Annotated in this window: 23 protein-coding genes and 4 pseudogenes; 13 read left to right on the top strand and 14 right to left on the bottom strand. The window is 66.5% G+C overall.

Annotation, left to right across the window (positions count from 1 at the left end; genetic code table 11):
• Positions 1 to 613: 613 nt before the first annotated feature.
• From HD593_RS54940 to HD593_RS54925, 5 genes and pseudogenes are all read right to left on the bottom strand, one after another.
• Positions 614 to 982, bottom strand: coding sequence for a hypothetical protein (locus HD593_RS54940; RefSeq protein ID WP_185110768.1), 369 nt, complete (start codon positions 980 to 982; stop codon positions 614 to 616).
• Between the two features lie 407 nt (positions 983 to 1,389).
• Positions 1,390 to 1,737: a site-specific integrase gene (locus HD593_RS62965; RefSeq protein ID WP_246547251.1), complete on the bottom strand. Its 348-nt coding sequence runs from the start codon at positions 1,735 to 1,737 to the stop codon at positions 1,390 to 1,392.
• Positions 1,734 to 2,774, bottom strand: coding sequence for a helix-turn-helix domain-containing protein (locus HD593_RS65495; RefSeq protein ID WP_379478875.1), 1,041 nt, complete (start codon positions 2,772 to 2,774; stop codon positions 1,734 to 1,736). Before HD593_RS65495 ends, HD593_RS62965 begins: the two co-directional genes overlap by 4 nt.
• A 44-nt stretch (positions 2,775 to 2,818) precedes the next feature.
• A pseudogene (locus HD593_RS54930) lies at positions 2,819 to 3,091 on the bottom strand (replication initiator); the annotation flags it as partial.
• 262 nt (positions 3,092 to 3,353) lie between these two features.
• Positions 3,354 to 3,953, bottom strand: coding sequence for a hypothetical protein (locus HD593_RS54925; RefSeq protein WP_185110767.1), 600 nt, complete (start codon positions 3,951 to 3,953; stop codon positions 3,354 to 3,356).
• Between the two features lie 453 nt (positions 3,954 to 4,406).
• On the opposite strand from HD593_RS54925, the pseudogene istA reads away from it, so the two are divergent.
• Together istA and istB are read left to right on the top strand one after the other, a co-directional pair.
• A pseudogene (gene istA / locus HD593_RS54920) lies at positions 4,407 to 5,629 on the top strand (IS21 family transposase).
• Positions 5,629 to 6,447, top strand: coding sequence for an IS21-like element helper ATPase IstB (istB, locus tag HD593_RS54915; protein WP_185110766.1), 819 nt, complete (start codon positions 5,629 to 5,631; stop codon positions 6,445 to 6,447). The pseudogene istA and the gene istB overlap by 1 nt, the downstream one beginning before the upstream one ends.
• Before the next feature lie 20 nt (positions 6,448 to 6,467).
• Here the strand turns inward: istB and HD593_RS54910 are convergent, their stop codons facing one another.
• Together HD593_RS54910 and HD593_RS65490 are read right to left on the bottom strand one after the other, a co-directional pair.
• Positions 6,468 to 7,145 (bottom strand): hypothetical protein, encoded by a 678-nt coding sequence (locus HD593_RS54910; RefSeq protein ID WP_185110765.1) that lies wholly within the window; start codon positions 7,143 to 7,145, stop codon positions 6,468 to 6,470.
• Positions 7,142 to 7,468: a helix-turn-helix transcriptional regulator gene (locus tag HD593_RS65490; protein ID WP_379478876.1), complete on the bottom strand. Its 327-nt coding sequence runs from the start codon at positions 7,466 to 7,468 to the stop codon at positions 7,142 to 7,144. Before HD593_RS65490 ends, HD593_RS54910 begins: the two co-directional genes overlap by 4 nt.
• Before the next feature lie 199 nt (positions 7,469 to 7,667).
• Between HD593_RS65490 and HD593_RS54900 the strand changes: the two are divergent.
• Positions 7,668 to 8,033: pseudogene (locus HD593_RS54900) on the top strand (suppressor of fused domain protein); the annotation flags it as partial.
• Positions 8,034 to 8,246: 213 nt separating this feature from the next.
• Here HD593_RS54900 and HD593_RS54895 read toward each other — a convergent pair.
• Entirely contained in the window at positions 8,247 to 8,723 is a 477-nt protein-coding gene (locus tag HD593_RS54895; RefSeq protein WP_185110764.1) for a DUF6326 family protein, read from the bottom strand.
• A 92-nt stretch (positions 8,724 to 8,815) separates the two neighbouring features.
• Positions 8,816 to 9,073 carry a hypothetical protein gene (locus HD593_RS60815; protein ID WP_221526841.1) on the bottom strand — a complete coding sequence of 86 codons (258 nt, stop codon included), beginning with the start codon at positions 9,071 to 9,073 and terminating at the stop codon, positions 8,816 to 8,818.
• 356 nt (positions 9,074 to 9,429) lie between these two features.
• Here HD593_RS60815 and HD593_RS62960 point away from each other — a divergent pair, with 356 nt between their 5' ends.
• The 3 genes and pseudogenes from HD593_RS62960 to HD593_RS54880 all read left to right on the top strand — a co-directional run bounded on the left by HD593_RS62960 (position 9,430) and on the right by HD593_RS54880 (position 10,834).
• Positions 9,430 to 10,104, top strand: a complete 675-nt coding sequence (locus tag HD593_RS62960; RefSeq protein WP_185110763.1) for a TetR/AcrR family transcriptional regulator C-terminal domain-containing protein — start codon at positions 9,430 to 9,432, stop codon at positions 10,102 to 10,104.
• A 78-nt stretch (positions 10,105 to 10,182) separates the two neighbouring features.
• Positions 10,183 to 10,359: pseudogene (locus tag HD593_RS65485) on the top strand (transposase); the annotation flags it as partial.
• Positions 10,313 to 10,834 carry a transposase gene (locus HD593_RS54880; RefSeq protein WP_350668597.1) on the top strand — a complete coding sequence of 174 codons (522 nt, stop codon included), beginning with the start codon at positions 10,313 to 10,315 and terminating at the stop codon, positions 10,832 to 10,834. The pseudogene HD593_RS65485 and the gene HD593_RS54880, both read left to right, overlap by 47 nt.
• A gap of 490 nt (positions 10,835 to 11,324) precedes the next feature.
• Here HD593_RS54880 and HD593_RS54875 read toward each other — a convergent pair whose 3' ends face one another.
• Together HD593_RS54875 and HD593_RS54870 are read right to left on the bottom strand one after the other, a co-directional pair.
• Positions 11,325 to 11,678, bottom strand: a complete 354-nt coding sequence (locus HD593_RS54875) for a hypothetical protein (RefSeq protein WP_185110762.1) — start codon at positions 11,676 to 11,678, stop codon at positions 11,325 to 11,327.
• A 636-nt stretch (positions 11,679 to 12,314) separates the two neighbouring features.
• Positions 12,315 to 12,824 carry a GNAT family N-acetyltransferase gene (locus HD593_RS54870; protein WP_185110761.1) on the bottom strand — a complete coding sequence of 170 codons (510 nt, stop codon included), beginning with the start codon at positions 12,822 to 12,824 and terminating at the stop codon, positions 12,315 to 12,317.
• A 235-nt stretch (positions 12,825 to 13,059) separates the two neighbouring features.
• Here HD593_RS54870 and HD593_RS54865 point away from each other — a divergent pair, with 235 nt between their 5' ends.
• Complete coding sequence (locus HD593_RS54865) at positions 13,060 to 13,821, top strand: SCO6745 family protein (protein WP_185110760.1); 762 nt, start codon at positions 13,060 to 13,062, stop codon at positions 13,819 to 13,821.
• 167 nt (positions 13,822 to 13,988) lie between these two features.
• Positions 13,989 to 14,288 carry a YrhB domain-containing protein gene (locus tag HD593_RS54860; protein ID WP_185110759.1) on the top strand — a complete coding sequence of 100 codons (300 nt, stop codon included), beginning with the start codon at positions 13,989 to 13,991 and terminating at the stop codon, positions 14,286 to 14,288.
• A 183-nt stretch (positions 14,289 to 14,471) separates the two neighbouring features.
• Here HD593_RS54860 and HD593_RS54855 read toward each other — a convergent pair whose 3' ends face one another.
• Positions 14,472 to 14,975, bottom strand: a complete 504-nt coding sequence (locus tag HD593_RS54855; protein WP_185110758.1) for a nuclear transport factor 2 family protein — start codon at positions 14,973 to 14,975, stop codon at positions 14,472 to 14,474.
• 108 nt (positions 14,976 to 15,083) lie between these two features.
• Between HD593_RS54855 and HD593_RS54850 the strand changes: the two genes are divergently transcribed.
• From HD593_RS54850 to HD593_RS54840, 3 genes are all read left to right on the top strand, one after another.
• Complete coding sequence (locus HD593_RS54850; RefSeq protein ID WP_185110757.1) at positions 15,084 to 15,524, top strand: MarR family winged helix-turn-helix transcriptional regulator; 441 nt, start codon at positions 15,084 to 15,086, stop codon at positions 15,522 to 15,524.
• Positions 15,525 to 15,977: 453 nt separating this feature from the next.
• A complete protein-coding gene (locus tag HD593_RS54845) occupies positions 15,978 to 16,271 on the top strand; it encodes a basic helix-loop-helix domain-containing protein (protein ID WP_185110756.1) in 294 nt (97 codons plus the stop codon).
• A 157-nt stretch (positions 16,272 to 16,428) separates the two neighbouring features.
• The gene (locus HD593_RS54840) at positions 16,429 to 16,845 is read left to right on the top strand and encodes a hypothetical protein (RefSeq protein WP_185110755.1); all 417 of its coding nucleotides are present in this window, start codon (positions 16,429 to 16,431) and stop codon (positions 16,843 to 16,845) included.
• Here the strand turns inward: HD593_RS54840 and HD593_RS54835 are convergent.
• Positions 16,839 to 17,453 carry a hypothetical protein gene (locus HD593_RS54835; protein ID WP_185110754.1) on the bottom strand — a complete coding sequence of 205 codons (615 nt, stop codon included), beginning with the start codon at positions 17,451 to 17,453 and terminating at the stop codon, positions 16,839 to 16,841. The genes HD593_RS54840 and HD593_RS54835 overlap by 7 nt on opposite strands.
• A 98-nt stretch (positions 17,454 to 17,551) precedes the next feature.
• Positions 17,552 to 17,968, bottom strand: coding sequence for a MerR family transcriptional regulator (locus HD593_RS62955; protein WP_185110753.1), 417 nt, complete (start codon positions 17,966 to 17,968; stop codon positions 17,552 to 17,554).
• A gap of 87 nt (positions 17,969 to 18,055) precedes the next feature.
• Here HD593_RS62955 and HD593_RS54825 point away from each other — a divergent pair, with 87 nt between their 5' ends.
• Together HD593_RS54825 and HD593_RS54820 are read left to right on the top strand one after the other, a co-directional pair.
• Complete coding sequence (locus HD593_RS54825) at positions 18,056 to 18,484, top strand: hypothetical protein (protein ID WP_185110752.1); 429 nt, start codon at positions 18,056 to 18,058, stop codon at positions 18,482 to 18,484.
• 71 nt (positions 18,485 to 18,555) lie between these two features.
• Positions 18,556 to 18,888, top strand: a complete 333-nt coding sequence (locus HD593_RS54820) for a YnfA family protein (RefSeq protein WP_185110751.1) — start codon at positions 18,556 to 18,558, stop codon at positions 18,886 to 18,888.
• The last annotated feature ends 138 nt before the right edge of the window (positions 18,889 to 19,026 follow it).

The raw sequence follows: 19,026 nt of genomic DNA, 5'->3' as shown, positions 1-19,026 counted from the left end.
CCGGCACGCCGCCGCCACCCACGGCTGATCCGTCTGGCGCCACAATCGGCCGGTCGAGCCGCACACGCCTCTAGCCGGTAAGCCAGTCCGGGTATCCCTGCGACCGGTCACCCAATGACTGGGTCATCCTTCGCCTCCTGGCCAGCTCGCTTCCGCACCAGATATACGACTCCGGCAACAAGCTTGAGCAGAATGCTCAGCGAGAGAAACACCCACAGTCCTGTCAGCCAAGCATCCGGCATGGGCCCGCGAAACCCCGAGAGCCCGAACACCGCACCAGCCCCGCCCCACCCGCAGAAGATGAAGGTGCACGCGGACCCAAGCTGATACCAAAAAGATCGCCGCGCATCCATGCCGCCAACCCTCTCGCTTCATCACCCAACCAAACAGTGCCTCCGGCGGGGGCCTCTGGCTCCGGGATGATCGCCGCACCGAGTGCCTGGTCCGTAGGTGGCTGAGGTGGAAGCTGATCATCTCGCCCGCCATCGACCCGGGACAAGCCGAGCAGACCTGGGCCACGGGGTCAAGGTCGTTCGTCCAGTGGGGCGCTCCACCTTGACCCCGTGGCCCAGGCCCGCTTCCCCTGCGGGCGGGACGACGGCGGACGGGATGATCAGTCAGGGGTTGTGTGCGCCGAGCGCTCCCGTTGCTTGCTGACGCCGAGGCAAGCCACCACGCGTAATGCGTCTGGAGAGAGGAAGAGCTGAAAGCGATAGTCAGACTCGGTGCTCTTGACGATGCCGAGGATGAGGTGCTGGAGCCCACAGGCGCCGAGCTGCGTGACCGCCTCGTCGAAGCCGAGCGATGGGATGCCCATCCGGCGGGTAAGGCGCGCGCGGCGCTGGTAGATCTTGGCCAGAGGGAACGCCTCGATCGGGTCCGGCCAAATCTCGAAGGACGCTCCAGCCATGAGCGCTCGACGGCATGCACGGCCTGCTTCGCCTGCGTTGTCCAGGAGCTGAACGAGCGTCTCTCGGTCCACGAGGGCAGCGTACGCACAGTGCAGCCTTCCGGTGCTATGCAATATGCGTGCAATGATCAACGGAGGGCAGCGTGCTTGTATCGCTCCGCCCCAGGTAGAAGGCCATGTGCCCTCCGTAACGGTCACGCGCTGTAAAACCGTCGGCTCAGCCTACGCAAGTTCGAACCTTGCACCTGCCACCAGCAGTAACAGCAGGTCAGAGGCCCTTCGGGGCCTCTTCTGCGTTTCAGGGGTATGCAGCCGTGAGCCGCCCTGAGTGGCCGTTTGTCGCTGGTCACGCAATATACGCGCAATGATCTTGGGTGCGTTTTCCCTGGTCGGGATCGGCTTTCGCGGGTCGATGTACCCCTGGAGACGCAAGCGAGCCCCGGAGATCATCCGGGGCTCGGGGTGTATGAGAGGCAACGTCAGGCCGCCAAGGCGTCGGCTATCCGGCGGTTCGCGATCTCCTGTTGGCCGTCGATGCACTTGGCATAGACCCGCAGAAGGACATCCACGCTGTGGCCTGCCCGCTCGGCCACTTCGGGAGCCGAGACGCCCGCGTTGAGCCAGAGGGAGACGGCCGCGTGCCGGAGGTCGTACGGCCGTTTGGCGAGCGGAGAGGCGACCTGGGAGGGCGTCAAAGCGAGCTTGCGGGCTTCCTGCCAGACCTCCGTGTAAGCCGTTGAGGCGACGACCCCGCCGCGCTCGCTCTGGAAGAGACGTCCGTCGGGGCCAAGGCCGAACTCTTCGATGTGTTGCCGAAGGATCTTCACCAGAGTTGATGGGATGGGGACGGGACGCACGTCATCACATCCCCGGTGCTTGAGCCCGCGTTCCTCGTGGGCGTCTCCGGTATCTGTCCACTGTCTGTTGACCTCGGGGCGTGATACGTCGATGAGGAAGCGTCCCCAGCCGGTTGCCGGAAGGCGCAGTCCTCCCTGCGGAGGGCGATGGCTTCGGCGGGGCGTAGAGCCGCGTAATGCATGCAGGCGAACAGGGGCATGAGCCGCCGGCCTCGCCCCCGCCTGCCTACGTAGGTCACCGCGGTCAGCAGCTCTTGCGCCTGGCGAGGGTTCACCACAATTCGCGGGTCTACTGTCTCGGTCGTCTTGGCAGGCTTCCATTTGATCCGGTGCAGCGGATTTGCCGAAAGCTCTTCCAGCTCCACGGCGTACTCCAGAAGCGCGTGCAGCACAGCACGCTTGCGCTTGATCGTGTTCGCGCTAGCGGCCTTGCCATCGAGCCGGAGCGCGATCGCGTCGAGTGCCAACCGGACGGTCTTGGCCTCGCTGAGGGCGGCCATATCGAGCGAGGCACCTTCTAGCCAGCGGATCACCCGTGCCGCGTCCGGGGGAGGAACGGGGCGTTTGCTCTCGGGGAGGAGCGCGTATTTACGCAGGGCCGTCCGCAGCGACTCGACATCAGGGCGGCCGGGGCGGTCCTTTACGAGGGCAGGGAGTGCCGTGGAGAGGGCGTCCGAGATGCTGTCTCGGGTCTTGGCCGCCGCGTGAGGCCACTTCATCTCTATGTACGCCCGGACGAAGTCGAAGATCGTACGGGCGCTCTTGGCCTGCAACATGGACATGGGGAGACCCGTCTCCATATCGAACGGCTCGCCACGCTTGGCCGCCTCCCGGAGGTCTTCCAGCCAAGCTGTGAGTTCGCTGCGGTAGATGCGGATCTCCCCGTTGGGCAGCTTGAAGCCCTGGGGCGCCTTGCCGATCTCACGCCAGCGGTAGAACGTCCGGCGCGAGATTCCGCTGAGTACGTCGAGGATTTCGGGGACCGTCATCAGCTTGTCGTCCTTCATGCCGCCCTCCCTTCGATTGCCGGAAGATCTTGGCCCGCTGCTTGGGCTTCCAGGACCCAGGTACGGCGGTCCTGCTTGTGTTCGGCCAGGGTCTTGTTGGACCACTTGCGGGAGACCAGGACGCGGCGCCCGGCGTAGCCGAGGTGTTCGGGCTTGTGGGCCTTTCCACAGCAGCGGCCCGGGGTCATCCCGGGCTTGGCTTGCTTGGGCTGGATGCCGTAGCGGAGCCAGTTGGCGCAGGTGGGCGAGCAGGGTTCGAAGCGCAAGGCTTCGGCCAAGCGGGCGGCGTGATCACGGCGTGCCTGGTTGCCGGTGTCGAGGCTTTCGCCGAGTGTCGCGAACGCACCGACCAGGGTTGCCCCGCCGCTGCGCAGATGCAGCCCTACGATCGCCACTGCATGGCTATTCGCCGCACATGGTCGGGGGCGATCGAAGGTCCAGAGCTTCGTTCCTCAGCCCTGGCCCACCGAGCCATCTGGTTGATCACTGTGTCGGCATTCCGGCCACAGCAACCCTCCTGGCCGTGGTCGACGTCTGCCAGGGCCAGAGCGCCTCGGCTAGCAACAGCCGTTACGAGGGTCACATGGGCATCGGCACGTATGTCTTCGGGCCTCTGAACATCTCCTTGTCCAGGCGAACGCCGCTTTCCAGCTCGATCACTGCAAGACACGTGCCGAGCACCGATACCTCGGGGTCGTCCGACCAAGTCTCGGGTTCGCCCGACCAGGTGGCGTAGACGGCAGCAAATTCATCCGCGTAGGGCGCCAGCGGCCCGATCTGTTCGGTCCACGGAATGAAGGGCAACCAATCAGGTTCGGGAAAATGAAGCTGCCCGTCGCTCTCTCCATAGGAGGCATACAGAGTGGTGTTGCCCTCGATGTCGTCACTGAGATACCAGTGCCGGAATCCTTCACCCCCGAGTCGATCCGTCATCTCCCTGCCATCGGGATAAGGGTTGTTCGACCATGTGACGACGCCCGAGCCGACTTGCTGAAGTTCGAGGTCGTTGGGCTCGACCTCTCTCGCAGCGCGCAGGATGGCGACATCCAGCCCGAGCCGGCGCACCGCGTCTTCGACCGTCAGCACGCCATGGTCAGGAAGCGTCACCGTGCACGCCATGTTTTCCCATGGCATCCGGCTAACCAGCTCGGCGTAACGCTTAGCGACCTCACTGAACACAGGACAACCAGCTCTCTCGAATGGATCGACGCCGACAATCTAGAGCACGCGGTCCCGGTGGGGCCCTGGTCACCGGGTGGCTCTCTGCCGCGCGGAGGCGATTACCGAGGACGGAGTGCTCCCCGCCAGAGGCGTTCGTCGTGACCTGACAGTCCTGGACACGGAGGCCGACGGCTTCGGCCGGTCGAAGGGCGGCGTAGTCCATGCAGGCGAAGAGGGCCATGAGTCGCCGGCCTCTGCCGCGTCGGCCTACGTAGGTCACCGCGGTCAGCAGCTCTTGTGCCTGGCGCGGGTTCACCACGACGCGAGCGTCCACCGTCTCCGTGGACTTGGGCGGCTTCCACTTGATCTTTGCGCAGCGGATTTGCCGAAAGTTCCTCCAGCTCTGTCGACGGCGCGTGAATACTGACCCCCAGGCGACGGATGAGTGTTGACCCCTCCACTGTCTGGAGGGTGATCAAGGTGGAGGACTGGGCGGAGATCCGTCGGCTGCACCGGGCCGAGGGCATGCCTATCAAGGCGATCGCGCGGCATCTGGGTGTCGCCAGGAACACGGTGCGGCGGGCGCTGGCGGCCGAGGAGCCGCCGAAGTATCAGCGGCCGGGTAAGGGGTCGATCGTGGATGCGGCGGAACCGCAGATCCGGGAGCTGTTGCGGCAGTGGCCGGACATGCCCGCGACGGTGATCGCCGAGCGGATCGGCTGGCAGCGGTCGATGACGGTGCTCAAGGATCGGGTGCGGCGGATCCGGCCGCAGTATCGGCCCGTCGATCCGGCCTCGCGCACCAGTTACCAGCCCGGCGAGCTGGCTCAGTGCGATCTGTGGTTTCCGGCGGCGCGGGTGCCGGTCGGCCCGCAACGGGCGGTGAGTCTGCCGGTGCTGGTCCTGGTCTGCGGCTACTCGCGCTGGATGCTGGCCCGCATGTTGCCCTCGCGGGCGGCCGGGGATCTCTTCGCCGGGATGTGGGCGCTGCTGTCCCTGCTGGGCGCCGTGCCCAAGACGCTGGTGTGGGACAACGAGGGCGCGATCGGCGCGTGGAAGGGCGGCCGGGCGCAGCTGACCCGCGACGCCGAGTCCTTCCGCGGCAGCCTGGGGTGCGGATCCTGCAGTGCCGGCCGGGCGATCCAGAGGCGAAAGGACTGGTCGAGCGGGCCAACGGCTATCTGGAGACGTCGTTTCTGCCCGGCCGCACTTTCACCGGCCCGGATGACTTCAACGCCCAGCTGGAACCGTGGCTGCAGCGCGCCAATCAGCGCCCGCATCGCCGCCTGGGCTGCCGCCCGGTCGACCGGATCGCCGTCGACCGGGCCGCGATGGTCGCGTTGCCGCCGGTGGCGCCGATCGTCGGCTGGTGCACGGCGACCCGGCTGGCCCGCGACCACTACGTGCGCCTGGCCTCCAACGACTACTCGGTGCACCCGTCGGCGATCGGCCGGCTGGTCGAGGTCGTCGCCGATCTGGAGCAGGTCACGGTGACCTGCGCCGGGCAGGTGGTGGCCCGGCATCAGCGCTGCTGGGACGTTCATCAAACCCTCACCGACCCGGCCCACGCGCAGGCCGCGGCCGCGCTGCGGGCCATCCGGCTGCAACCGGTGGCCGCGCCGGTGGACACCGAGGTGGAGCAACGTTCGCTCAGCGACTATGACGCGCTGCTGGGCGTGGAGGGAGTGGCGTGATGGCCGCCCGCACCAGCAGCTCCGCCCCGCGATCGGCTGGCGGCGGGCGTAACATCGCCGCCGAGCTGGCCTATCTGACCCGGGTGCTGAAGGCGCCCTCACTGGCCGCCGCGGTCGAGCGGCTGGCCGAGCGGGCCCGCGCCGAGAGCTGGAGTCATGAGGAGTTCCTGGCCGCGTGCCTACAGCGGGAGGTGGCCGCCCGCGACGCGCACGGCGGCGAGGCCCGCATCCGCCAAGCGCGCTTCCCGGCCCGCAAGGCGCTGGAGGACTTCGACTACGACCACCAGCGCTCCCTCAAACGCGAGGCCATGGCGCATCTGAGCACGCTGGACTTCGTGGCGGGCAAGGAGAACGTGGTCTTCCTCGGCCCGCCCGGCACCGGCAAGACGCACCTGTCGATCGGGCTCGGGATCCGTGCCTGCCAGGCCGGATACCGGGTCGCCTTTGCCACCGCGGCCGAGTGGGTGGCCCGCCTGGCCGACGCCCACGCCGCCGGTCGACTCCAGGACGAGCTGGTCAAATTGGCCCGCGTCCCGGTCCTGATCGTGGACGAGGTCGGCTACATCCCGTTCGAGCCCGAGGCCGCCAACCTGTTCTTCCAGCTGGTCTCCTCCCGATATGAGCGGGCCTCGCTGATCGTCACCTCCAACAAGCCCTTCGGGCGCTGGGGCGAGGTGTTCGGCGACGACGTGGTCGCCGCGATGATCGACCGGCTCGTCCACCACGCCGAAGTGATCTCACTGAAGGGAGACAGCTACCGGCTGAAGAACCGCGACCTGGGCCGGGTCCCACCGGCCCGACCCGAGCACGAACAGTAACCAACGACAACATCAGGGGGTCACGATTCAGACGTCGTCAGGGGGTCAGAATTCGGCCGTCGTTGACACAGCTCTACCGCGTACTCCAGGAGGGCGTGGAAGAACGCACGCTTGCGGGCGATCGTCGTGGACGCTGCCGCCTTGCCGTCGAGGCACAGCGTCAGGGCGTGCAGGGCGAGCCGTACGGTCTTGGCTTCCTCCAGGTTGGCCAGGTCGAGCGAGGCCGCCTTCATCCAGGCCACGGCGGCAGTGTGCTGCTGCGGCACGGTCGAGCGCTTGTCCTCGGGCAGGAGGAGGAGCTTACGGAGGATCGTGCGCAGCTCGCGGGCATCAGGGCGACCCGCCCGGTCCTTGGTCAGGGCGGGCAGGACCGTCGCCAGGGCATCGGACATGCTGTCCCGGCTCTTGGCCGCTGCATGTGGCCACTTCATCTCTATGAACGCCTGGGCGAACTCCAGAACGCTCCTAGCGTCCTTGGCCTTGATCATGGACGTCGGTAGCCCGGAGTCCACGTCGAAGGCCTCACCGCGCTTGGCGGCCTGGCGCAGGTGGGACAGGAAGCTCTCGGCGAGGGCCTTGGTCCGGTAGGTCTTCGAGGAGCGCTTGCGGGCCACGGACCAGCGGACGACGTACGAGGGTGTCTTGCTGGACTTGTTGCGGGTGATCTCGAAGAACTTCACGTCGTACGAGGCCGTCATGCGACGCTCCGGAGGGATTCGAGCCAGGCGTTGAGGTCGCTGCGGTAGATGCGAATTTCGCCGTTGGGCAGGCGGATGCCCTTCGGGGCCTTGCCGATCTCACGCCAGCGGTAGAAGGTCCGGCGGGAGACACCGCCGAGTTCGTCAAGCGGCGGCGAGGCGCGCCGCCGTTCCCCGGCCCTCCGCCCGCCCGCCCGCCGTCCGGGCGTGCGGCCTGGGGGCCGGTCCCGGGCGGCGGCGGGACACTGGGCCGGGCACCGCACGCCGGCCCCGCCGTACTTGCCGAACGCACCGGCCGGTGTGCCGCACCGCCGCACAGACACAGCCCTTACGATCGCCACCATGCGGCCGGTCGCCGTACGTGCGTGGGGGCGATCGACGATCCAGGGTTCGTTCCTCACCCTGGCTCACCGGAGAACGTGGCTGACCTCCGTCTCCGGGATGGTGAGGGCGGCTGGGCACTGAGAGGAATGACGTGGCTGAGGCCAAGGACGCGCTGACGTCACAGCGGCCAACGGGCACGGCCTGGAGTTTGTCCTCACCGCGCAAGCCGACGACTGGCAGCACCTTGAGTCGATGACCATGGTCGCCTACCACCACGCTGGTCCTCCCCACCAGCGCTTGGACCACAGCCATGTCGTCCCGATCGGCCGGCCGTGGGTCGCCGACTCAGCGTGTGACCGGTACCTGATCAGCCTTCCATACCCCTTCGGTCCGGACTTCGAAGTCTGCGCGTGGGATGGCGGCCACGCTCGCATCCTCTGGCTTCTGCCGATCATCAAGGGGGAACGCGACCTACTCGTGAACGCCGGTCTGGAGGCGTTGGAAGCGCTCTTTGATGAGAAGGAGATCGACTACCTCGATCCTCGCCGGCCGTCGGTTGTCTGAGAGTGCGTTAAGCGAGCTAATGCCCCTTTCGGCGTTGCGGTTGGTTGGATGAGGTCTGCTGGTCGGTCAGCCGCCGTTCGGCCTACGGACGCGGCTGGCGCGGACACCGGACCGCTCGTGAGCAGGTTCTCTGCGTGTACCGCGACTGAGCTGGTCACAATCGGCCCGGTGCCCGCGGCGGCGGGCTTCACGCCGTAGGGCTTACACGGACATCTACTGTCGAAGGTCGGTCGTCGCGGGACCGGCTGGGACGGCGGGGGTTCGAGGCCATGTCCAGGCGGAGCGCAGGATGAAGGCCAGGAGCAGCACCTCGATTCCGATGGAGAGGCCGTAGAAGGGGGCCCAGTCCCAGGACTCCCCTGCCGCGTTGACCACCGAGTAGGGGATGTAGAGCGATGCCACGACGAGGTTCGTGGCGCGGTTCACCCGGGCGGGCAGCGTCATGGAGAGCATCACCATCAGGGCCGGGATCGACACGGACGCGAGCATCATGGTCAACAACGTCGGGCTGATGTCGAACTCAAAGACGACGCCAGCCAGGATGTTGTCGACGGTGCCAGGCTTGTAAAGGTGGAAGTAGTCGACGTAGATGTAGAGGAACATGAAGCTGGTCCATGCGGCGGCGAGCTTGACCTGCACGGGGACCGGCGGGTTGTCGAGCAGGTTCGGGGTTTTCGTCCGGATGGTCATCGGTTCTTCTTTCGAGAGGAGCGGTCCGTCCGCCGGAGTGGCGGCAGGGCGTACATACGCACGGGGTTGGGTCGTTCTCGTCGGTCCGGTCGTCAGACGGTGACGACGACCTTTCCTCGGGTGTCGCCGGCCGCGACGTAGCGGAGGGTGTCGGCTGCTTCGTCGGCGTTGCGGGTGCTGCACACGCCCGTCTCCTCGGCGCCAAACGCCTTGGCGATCTGTACGGCGAAGGAGCCCACGCCGCCCGACGTGCCCGTGACCAGCACCGTCTGGCCCGGTCGAACGTTCGCGATCTTGTTCAATGCCTGCAACGCCGTCATGGCCGAGGTGGGCACCGCTGGCGCGTCCACGACCGGCAGGTTGGCGGGGCACGGACACGAGGTTGTCCGCCGGGACGCGGGCGTACTCCGCGAGCGTTCCAGCGGTGCTCTGGCCGAACACCTCGTCGCCGGGGCGGAGAGCGGTGACGACTCGAGCGCTGAGGGCGGGCCGTAGCGGTGCTGGACGGCGGCCCGCATCGTCGTCGCCCCGGCCGGACTCGCGCTCGGCACCAGGCGTGCTCCGGCATTCGATCGCTGTTCAAATCCCACCGAAGCCTCCTCGCGTCCGAGCTGCTACTCGCGCAGGTTCGTACATCGTACTTCGTACGCCGTACTATGGTAGTACGCTGTACGAATGTCAAGCCGTTCGAGAGCGAGGAGACCCGTTGTCTGCGAGGGAACGACGCCAGGTCGCGTCAGATGCGGGGCTGAGCAAGAAGCGGGTGGTGGTCGAGGCGGTCCGGCTCGCCGACCGCGAGGGGGTCGACGGGCTCAGCATGCGCCGGCTGGCTAGCGCGCTCGGCGCGGGCGCGATGTCGCTCTACTACTACGTGGCGAACAAGGAGGAGTTGCTGGACGCCATGATCGACGTCGTGTTCGAGGAGATCGAGCTCCCCTCGGAAGAGACCGACTGGCAGTCAGCGATGCGACGTCGGGCGGTATCCGCCCGGCAGGTTCTCGCACGTCACCCGTGGGCGATCGGCCTGATGGAGTCGCGGACATCGCCGGGGCCCGCGAACCTCCGCCACCGCGAAGCGGTCACCGCCTGCCTGCGGAGGGCTGGCTTCCCGGTCTTGATGGCGACGCACGCCAACTGGTTGCTCGACAGCTACGTCTACGGTTTCGCCCTGCAGGAAGCCAGCCTGCCGTTCGACACCGCCGATGAGTTCGCGGACATGGCCGAGGACGTCTTCCTGCCCCGGCTTCCTCCTGAGGAGTTCCCCTACCTCAACGAGTCTGCCGCGGCGCTCGCCGCTGCCGGCTATGACCCAGCGGAGGAGTTCACCTTCGGCCTCGACCTCGTCCTAGCCGCCCTCGAGCCCCTGAGAGTGCCTACGTGAGCCTCCAGCCGTGATGTCGTTATGTGATCGTGTGGATTTGTAGTGTTACCGCCAGTCTGCGGGTCCAGATGTGCTGGGATGGAGAACCGGTCCTCACGGCAATGGAAGGCCGCGCACCCCTCGGTCAGCGGCCACGAAGGCAACTATGCGCTGCGGGAGATCGTCAACGCGATCCGCTACCAGGGACGAACCGGCGTCCAATGGGACTATCTGCCGCCCAAGGGCGCGACCTGCTACAACTTCACCAAATGGCGCGACGACGGCACCGACCACCACGACCGGCCGGGACGTCGCCAAGAAGGTGCCGGGACGCAAGCGAGGTCTGGCCGTAGACGTGCTGGGCCTGGTCATCGCGGTCGTCGTGCTCGCGGCCTCAGCCCACGAGAACACGGCCGGGATCGCCCTGCTGGACCAGGCCGCCGTCGTCACCGAGGGCAGCGTGACCAGAGCGCTGGTCGACCAAGGGTTCAAGAACACGGTCGTCGCCAATGACGCCAGCCTGGGGATCGCCGTGGACATCGTCGAACGCAACCCCGCCGACAAAGGCTTCGTGCCCAGCCAAAAACGATGGGTCGTCGAGCAGACCTACGGAATCTTGATGTTCCACCGGCGCCTGATCCGCGACTACGAGCACCGTCCAGCCAGGTCTGAATCACGGGTGTATTGGGCGATGACGGACGTGATGTCCCGGCGCCTGACCTCCGCAACCCCGTCCTGGCGGTGGACATGACCAGGCCCGATACCCGCCCGCCCGATCCCGGAACCTGGCTTCTGGACCGCCTTTATACCCGCGAACAGGCCCTGACCCGCCAGATCGAGCCGCGAATCACTCCCACGTGGGGGTGAACCGCGGATCAAACACTGGAGCGCGGCCCCGAGTGCCCATCCCCACGGCCATGGGGTGAACCGGTCATGCACGCGCCACCGGCGTTCGACCTGGCCCCGCCCCCACGCACGTGGGGCAAACCGCTGAAGTGGGTCGTCTCGCTACCGTAGATCTTGTCCCCACTTTCCCGATCGGATCGTGCAGAGGCCGGAGATAGCGCCGTTCCACAGCGTCGCTATCCATGAGCGTTCCCACCCCGTTCCCAGGAGAGCCCGATCGGCCAGGAAGCCGAGGTCAGAGCATGTTTACGACGGGACGGTACAACCGCCGACAGGCTGTGTCGGCCTGTAACCGTCTCGCTCTTGGCGGCCGCCTGCCGGTGGGGTTCCCCTGCTCAGAACTCCAGCAGCCTGCTTCCAAGCCGTTCGAGAAAGGGCGGCAGAGGAACATGTGCCGGGCGGATGCTGTAGCCGGGAAATCCCGCCCAAGCGAAAGACAGGCGCAGGTACTCAACGAGCGAAACAGGTTCTGCTACCCATACGCCCTCAAGCGGGGGATCGGGGTTCGCTGTCGGGAGATGGACGTACTGGTCGCCTCCGCTGAAGTTCTCTTTGGCCGCCCTGTCGGGCGCGATGCTGAAGGCGAAGCCGTACGCGTGAAGGCTGCACGGTTCCTCTTCCTCCGGATCCGTACAGGCGCATCCCAGGCTGAGGTCCCCCACGATTGAGCGGAGTTCGTTCCAGAGCATCTGGCCCGAGCCGAGGACCAGAGGGTCGGGGCCGACATGGCAGGACCCGCGTGGAGGCGTGTGGTAGCGAACATGCGGCAGCAGTGAGCCGCCGTCTCCGCACAAGTTGACTGCACCAACAACCGCCAGACAGGCTCGCACTGCTATGGGGAGGGGGCCGATGATCGTTTCGGCCTTTGGATCGCTTCGAGGTCATCCGCCGTGGGGGTCTGCCGGACGGTCGCGAGATGAGCGAAGGCGTAGTCCGCAGATGTAAGGCGCTCGACCAACATATTGACGTTGGCGGCAACTCGCCGCATGGTCTCACATGCCACCTCTTCGGCATCATCCCGTAGATGCTCGGGCACGCCGGCTGACCCGTAGGCTCGCATGTCGTTCCGCACTGCAACGTGCTCGCCTGACCGGTAGCGGCTGGTCCAGGGTGTCACGGTGCTGGTGCTAGATCAGCCGCTGGGAGGCAGATGCAGGGTACTTTCCCGTGATCGGCGGGTTCCTGGGGGCGGTCGTGGCTGTCTCTACCCTGTGGGATTCATGCGGGATGATCTTCCCTGGTGAAGGACGGTCAGAGCTGTACTTCGAGGTCAGGCGCTTGATTCAGTCAGGTACACCAGCCCGCTGTAAGACCGTCGGCCCAGCCTACGCAAGTTCGAACCTTGCACCTCCCACGATCCCGCCTATCACGTCATCCTTGACGCCGCCGTCCGGCTGCCAGCCCAACCGTTCGTAGAACCGAATCGCGCGGACATTGCCCTCCAGCACCCACAAGGTTGCGGACGCGAAGTCCGCCGTCCTGAGCGCGAGCATCGCCATTGTCATCAACCGGCGTCCAACACCGCGCCTCCAGGCAGTCGGCAGTACATAGATCGAGGTGATCTCCCCTATCCCCACGGAGTCATGGTCGTCGTCTCGGGTGGGGCCGAAGTTCACGAAGCCGACCACTTCACCGGCATCCTCCGCGACCAGTGTGCCCTGTCGAGGCCATACATCCTGCTGAATGATCCGCTTCCACCGCGGCACACGCTGGGACGGACGTAACTCGTCGAGAAACGGTTGCGGCAACAGCCCGTGATATCCCGTCTGCCAGGACCACACGTGAACCTCGGCAACACGCTGAGCATCTTCGACAACAGCCGGGCGAACCTGCATATCGCGATCATTCCATCGTGGCACCAAGCAGAGAATCAGCGGGAGACACCGGGCCTGATTCGAGAAACAGACCCTAAGTGCTGGCCTGACGTGGAGTCCTCGCGACGCGCGTGGGGGTGAACCGTCTGATCACACCCGACCACCGGCGGACGGAGCCCTCGGGACGCCTCCCAACATCGCCTCGTCCGCCCGTGGTCCGCCACAATCACCGAGTCGGCTCTTACGAAGGGAGCGCATGGTGACGCCCGAGGATGTGGTGCGGCATACGAAGCAGACCGTGATCTTCATGGGTGCCGCCTTCGGCAAGACTGACCGCTTCAGAGCTCGTGGGGAAGGTCTGGGGCTATCGCGCTGGCCGTTCTACTTCGGTGCGCGCGCGGGGGTGCTCGGTGATGTGGACGCCGAGGTGGTGACCGCGGCGTGCGGCTTCTTCTCGCCTGACCTGGTCCGTAACGCGTGGGACACCGCGCGGGCCGTGGTTCCGCTCACGAGCCTCGTTGAGGCGGACGTGGAGGAGTGCACGCACTGGGCGCGCACCACATACGGTGACCTCCCAGAGCTTGATCAGTTAGCCGACCTGGCCGAACGCGTGGTGGAGGCAGCCGAGCCAACCGACCGCCCGCTCTTCGCAGCATGGAGATCGCTTGCGGTGGCCGATGAGGATCCGGCATCCCGGGTGGCTTTCGCGTTGCTGCGGTTGCGCGAACATCGGGGCGCCTCTCATCTGATCGCCATCCATGAGCATGGCCTCACCCCGCTCAGAGCCATCCTCGCTGGACCGGGCGTCGACAAGGCGAGGGCGAATGGGTGGAGCGAACCGTGGCCGTCACTGCCGGCGACTGACCCCATGGCCCTCGCCAGGGCGGAGCAGCGAACAGATGAGCTCGCCGCCGCACCGTACGCCGCTCTCACGCCAGGGGAGCGAGAGCACTACGTGCGGCTTGTCGGCCAGGTTCATGACGCTTACGAGCATGGACAGCATCCGGGACAGGCTTGAATGGTCACCAGCGCTGGTACATGCCAGCAACCGAGATCGTCTGGCACCCTGCGTGTCCTCATCCCGAGTTCTTCAGGATGGCTGCGGGGGCGGCGTTTCAGCACTGGCCTGTCAGCGGGGGTTGTCTCGTGCGGTGATGACAGGCCGCCGTGCATCATGATGGACAGGTGCTGACTGAGCCGGAAGCTCGACGCCTTGCGGAAGCCGAGATGGCCCGCCTCCACCGAGAAGTAAGCGCGTACAACGATCCGGACGACAGCTTCGTCGTCTCCGCCGTGGAGGAGTGCTCAATCGGCTGGGTCTACTACTACCAATCTGCCCGGTATATGCGAACCGGGGAGTTCACTGCGGCATTGGGTGGTAACGCGCCAATCCTCATCGACCGCCGCAACGGTGCGATCTTGCCCACAGGCACCGCCTACCCGATCGAGCACTACATCAGCGATCATGAGCAACCGGGCGAGTAGGGGCAGGCAGAGTCCTTTGTGGTAGCGGGCTATCCCGTGCACCGTGCGTGTAATGATTTTGAGGGTGTGAGCGGCACGGGAGACTGCGCCCCAGGTTGCAGCCCTGTGGGTGGCCCGCTGTCAGCCCCGTCGCGGTCGTGGAGACCGCCGTCTTGTTCAAGGCCGACCGCATCGTGTGAGGCACTACGCCATGCTCTTCGCCCTGTTCCGGGCGATTGCCTGCGCGACCGCGTTGCCGTTGCCGTCGGACCAGGCGACGTGCTGGACGAGGCGCTCGATGCGCCAGCCGTCCGTCGTGCGCAGCATGTGGTTGGTGTACGAGCCGCGTAGCAGGTAGAAGTCGCCGCCATCGGCCCCTTCGAGGAGGTGCTGCGCGTACATGTAAGAGTGGCAGACCGCCCGGTCGGGATCCTTCTTGTCGAACTCGACGACGTGGTTGGGGCTGAGGTGCTGCGTGGCGGTGAAGCCGTCGAGGGCCTCGCGGACACCGCGCACCACCTCCTGTCTGGGGAAGCTTCCCGTCCGGCCGCCCAGTTCGGAGTAGTCGATGTACACGGGATCGGTGAAGCAGGTCGCGAACGACTCCCAGTCGCGGCGGTCGACGCTGGTCGCGTACCTGGTGACCTGCTCGACGATCTGAACGCGGTCTTCGAGCCAGCGGATGCGGGCTTCGAGGTCGGTGGTCATGCGTGAATCTCCCATCGGTATCCGAGGCAGAACCATACGACGATGGATTATCCGAAGCAAGATAATATGAGGCTGGACCATCCGAGAGGTAGGGGATAGCATGCACCCGTGCCCCGAAAGAGCGATCGCCGCGACGCGGCCGAGGACCTGACCTGGCTGGCCCATCGTGCCGCGGAGGCGCTCAAGGGCGCGTTCAACCAGGTGTCGCGTGCGGCGGGCCTCGCCGACCTCCGTGACTGGCTCGTTCTCGCCCTGGTCAGCGACGGCTCCCAGCGCACCCAGCTTGAGATCGCCCGCGAGCTCGACATCGACAAGACGACGCTGGTGGCCATCATCGATCGCCTGGAGAAGGACGGCCTGATCGTCCGCAACGTCTCAGAGCGCGACCGCCGCGTACGCATTCCCTCGGCCACCCCGAGGGGTGTCGAGGTGAAGAACCAGGTCGCCATCGCTCGCGACGCGGCCATCAGCGCACGCCTGGCCGCCATTCCTGCCGCCGAACACGCCAAGTTCCACGGCATGTTGTGGAGCATCGTCGAAGGCCCCTGAGAACGGCGGCCGTCGTCGGCATGGTGCTCCAGGACGGTACCCGGCCGGGGCGGTGTACCGGCGGACTCGGGACTGGCTCGTCGCAGCCTCTGCCAGGCTGGCACCATCGTTCCTGGCCTACGCCGCTACTCCCGCATTACGGCCTGGACGCTCTCGGTGCCGACCAGGAACGCATTACGTTCCTTCTCGGAGGCAGCGCCTGCCGGTGCCCGGGCCGTGCCGTGCTCTGCTCCGGTTCACCCCCGCTTCGCCTGCTTCACCTGCGCATCCCTACGGACAGAACACAATCCAGGGAGGAGACACGCCGGATCCCGGGAGAAAGATTCATACCCGCCGCAGACTTCTGCCCGGGCAGGCCTCCCCGTGTATGTCACTGTGCTCATCGACAGATCCCGGCGCTGCCGGCCAGTAGGCACGGGATCCCCCTTCTCACCTGGTAAAGGCAGGGGGTGCGTGAACCAAGAGGCACTGATCCTCGACCTGATGCTGCGCATCCGGACGCTGGAGACGAGCGCCCGCACGGGCGTGGACACCACCTCGATCGGCATCACCCTGGTGATGACCGAACTCGCCGACATCCGCAGCGAGATGCGGCAGGACCTCGCCGCCCTCGGCGATGAACTCGCCGGCCTCCGCCGGCACATGAACGAGCACCTCACCGCCCTGCGCTGCGAAATGCTGCACTGGCCCGGCGCACTCCAGCAACCCGGGGACCAGCTCGCCGGACGGGAACCGACCCACCTCTGAGCCGACAGGCCTGGTCTGCGCCTTTGCCGACGCAAGGGGTCACAGGCCAGGCCGTTTCGCAACATGGCTTCAGGAATGAGGTGACGACCGTGTCGCCGATCCGATAGACAGTCGATTGAAGGAATGGCCGGATATGTCGGGGGGCCTGGTGCGAGCCGTGTGGGTGGTTCTGGCCGCATGTGTGGTCATCCCGCTGGTCGGGCTGTTCCTGCTGGTCATGAACCCGGTGTGGCGTGATGACGCCCGGCTCGAAGCCTTCTACGAGCGGGTGGTCGCCTACCCGCTCCCGCCAAGTAGCCGGGATGCGTTCCCCATGGATCGCGATGTGACCTTCGGGAAGAACCTGGCGGGAGGCAGTGGCTCCTATTGCGACTACCGCGTTCGCATCACACTCGAGACGGCGCTCTCGCCGCAGGAAATCCGCCGCTACTACGACGGCGCCACGATTGCCGGAGCCGAGCACAAGGCGATGATTTCCTTGTACTTCCAGGACGATGCCTCTGCTGGTGGGCGCCGGGTCATCGTTGAGGCGTACGACTCCCACAACTGGGACTGGGACTGGCGCTGCTACTGACGTGCCGTGGGGGCCGGCGTTGACACTGCGGCGGGGGTCAGGAGCCACCGGGCGAAGCAGTTCTCTTCGTCCAGCTGGGTGTACCAGCGGACCTTGAACGCGAACGTTGTGTACGTCGTCGTGATCAGAAGGCCGGGATCGCCGTCGTGCGATGGTCTTCCGTGCACCGATGGCGTCGGTCCTGGGCGGGCGGGGACCAGGGGTTGGGAGTGAGGGCCGGTGCCGTCGCATGCGGCGCTGAACAGGGCGAGCTCGCCGCTGTGCACGATGAGCGGGTCGCCGGGTTCGTCGTCGGTGTCCGGGTGGCGGAGGGCCTCGGTCAGCACCCGCGGGTAGTCGGGACCGGATGCCTGGACAATGGCGATGCCGCCGTTCTCGGCCTGGAAGACCTCCAGCCAGCTGTCATCGCGGACGACTCCGTCGGTGCCGATGAGGGCTGCCAGGCCGGCGCCTACCCGGATGTTGGTGTCGTCCGGGCCGAGATCCACGATGTCGTCGTAGTGGTTGTCGCTGAAGCCATGCCACGCGCCGCGTAGTGCAGCGTCGACAGCGAGGAACGGATCGCCGTTCGTCCAGAGTCGGCCTGTATGTACCCACGATCCTCGCACTGGTCCATTGTGGATGACAGCTCAGTGATGGCCGCACGAAGATGGCACGGAGGGGACGAGAGGTGTGCGGTCGGCGGGAGCGCGGTGGTGGGCCTCTCTCATGTCGTGTCCGGTTGTTCAGGTCCGTGAGGTGGCCGGGTGACGGTGGTGAGGCGGCATCGGCCCGCATGGCAGTCCTGAAGGCTCTCTGCGGCTGCGCGTCGGGCTCGCGTCAGCTCGGCGATCCTGGCGTCGATCCGGTCCACCACCGCCTCCAGCCGCCAGCGCTCGCTGTCGCAGGTGGCGCCGCCCTGGTCATGGGCTGCGAGGGCATCGACGACCTCGTCCAGGGTGAAGCCGAGCTCCTGCAGGGCCTTGGCCATCTGGATGCGATCCACCGCCGTGGGGTTGAAGACGCGGTACCCCGACGGTCTGCGTTCGGCGGTGGGCAGGATGCCGCGCCGTTCGTAGAAGCGGACCGTGTCCACGCTCACCCCGGCTGCTTGTGCGACCTGGCCGATTTTCACGCGGCTCACCTCTTGACTCTGGACCTAGGTCCAGACTCTACGGTCAGGGTCACGGCGGCACAAGAGTGCCGGCAACCCACCACGAAGGAGTCCGCCGTGGACATCCCCGCCGCTTCCACCCCGATCGTCTGCGACATGAGCACCGCTCCCGACACCGCCCGGGAACGCCTGGAGGAGTACGCGCACCTGTTCGGCCGGTATCTCGTCGATCGCGAGAAGACCGGCCAGGGCATCCGTTTCCGCCTGCGCGCCGAGCCCGGCGTGGTGGCGTGGGTACGGGACCTGGCCGCGCGGGAGAAGGCCTGCTGCGCGTTCTTCGCCTTCGACGTCGGCGTGGAGGGCGAGCAGGTGATCTGGGACTGCGCCGTCAGCGACGACGACACCGCCCGCGCCATCCTGGAGGAGTACTACCTGCTGCCCGAGACCGCCTCCCAAGGCCCTGACACGGTGGAGAGGCACCTGGCCGCCAAGGGCCTGCGCTTCGTCGCCGACCAGGCCGAGCCGCTCCGCCATACGGTGCACTGATCGAGGTGCCGGATGCGCTGCCGACAGTCCGGCGGGGCCCCGCCGGACCGCCATGCGGTGTACTACCGGCCATGACGATGGTTCGCTCTCTGGTGTTGTTCGCCCTGGCAGCGCTCGCTGAGATCGGTGGTGCGTGGCTGGTCTGGCAAGGTGTGCGCGAGCAGCGCGGCCTGTTGTGGATCGGCGCCGGCGTCATCGCGCTGGGCCTGTACGGTTTCGTCGCCACACTGCAGCCGGACGCGAACTTCGGCCGCATCCTGGCCGCCTACGGCGGTGTCTTCGTCGCCGGGTCCCTGGCCTGGGGCATGGTCGTCGACGGATTCCGGCCCGATCGCTGGGATGTCATCGGCGCGGTGATCTGCCTGGCGGGCGTCCTGGTGATCATGTACGCGCCACGTGGTTGACCGCTGCTCGGCCGCCGGGGGACGCCTGTTCGGGCAAATTTGCCCAGTTGCAGGTCATGACCACCGCCGCACCCGGCGAGTACGTCGACAACCGCCACACATGTCACCCATGCTCGTCAAATAGGCCGACTGTCACTG

Source organism: Nonomuraea rubra (assembly GCF_014207985.1).
GTDB classification, from domain to species: domain Bacteria; phylum Actinomycetota; class Actinomycetes; order Streptosporangiales; family Streptosporangiaceae; genus Nonomuraea; species Nonomuraea rubra.
The sequence above is the reverse complement of the archived record's forward strand: the minus strand, read 5'-3'. Positions and strand labels throughout refer to the sequence as shown.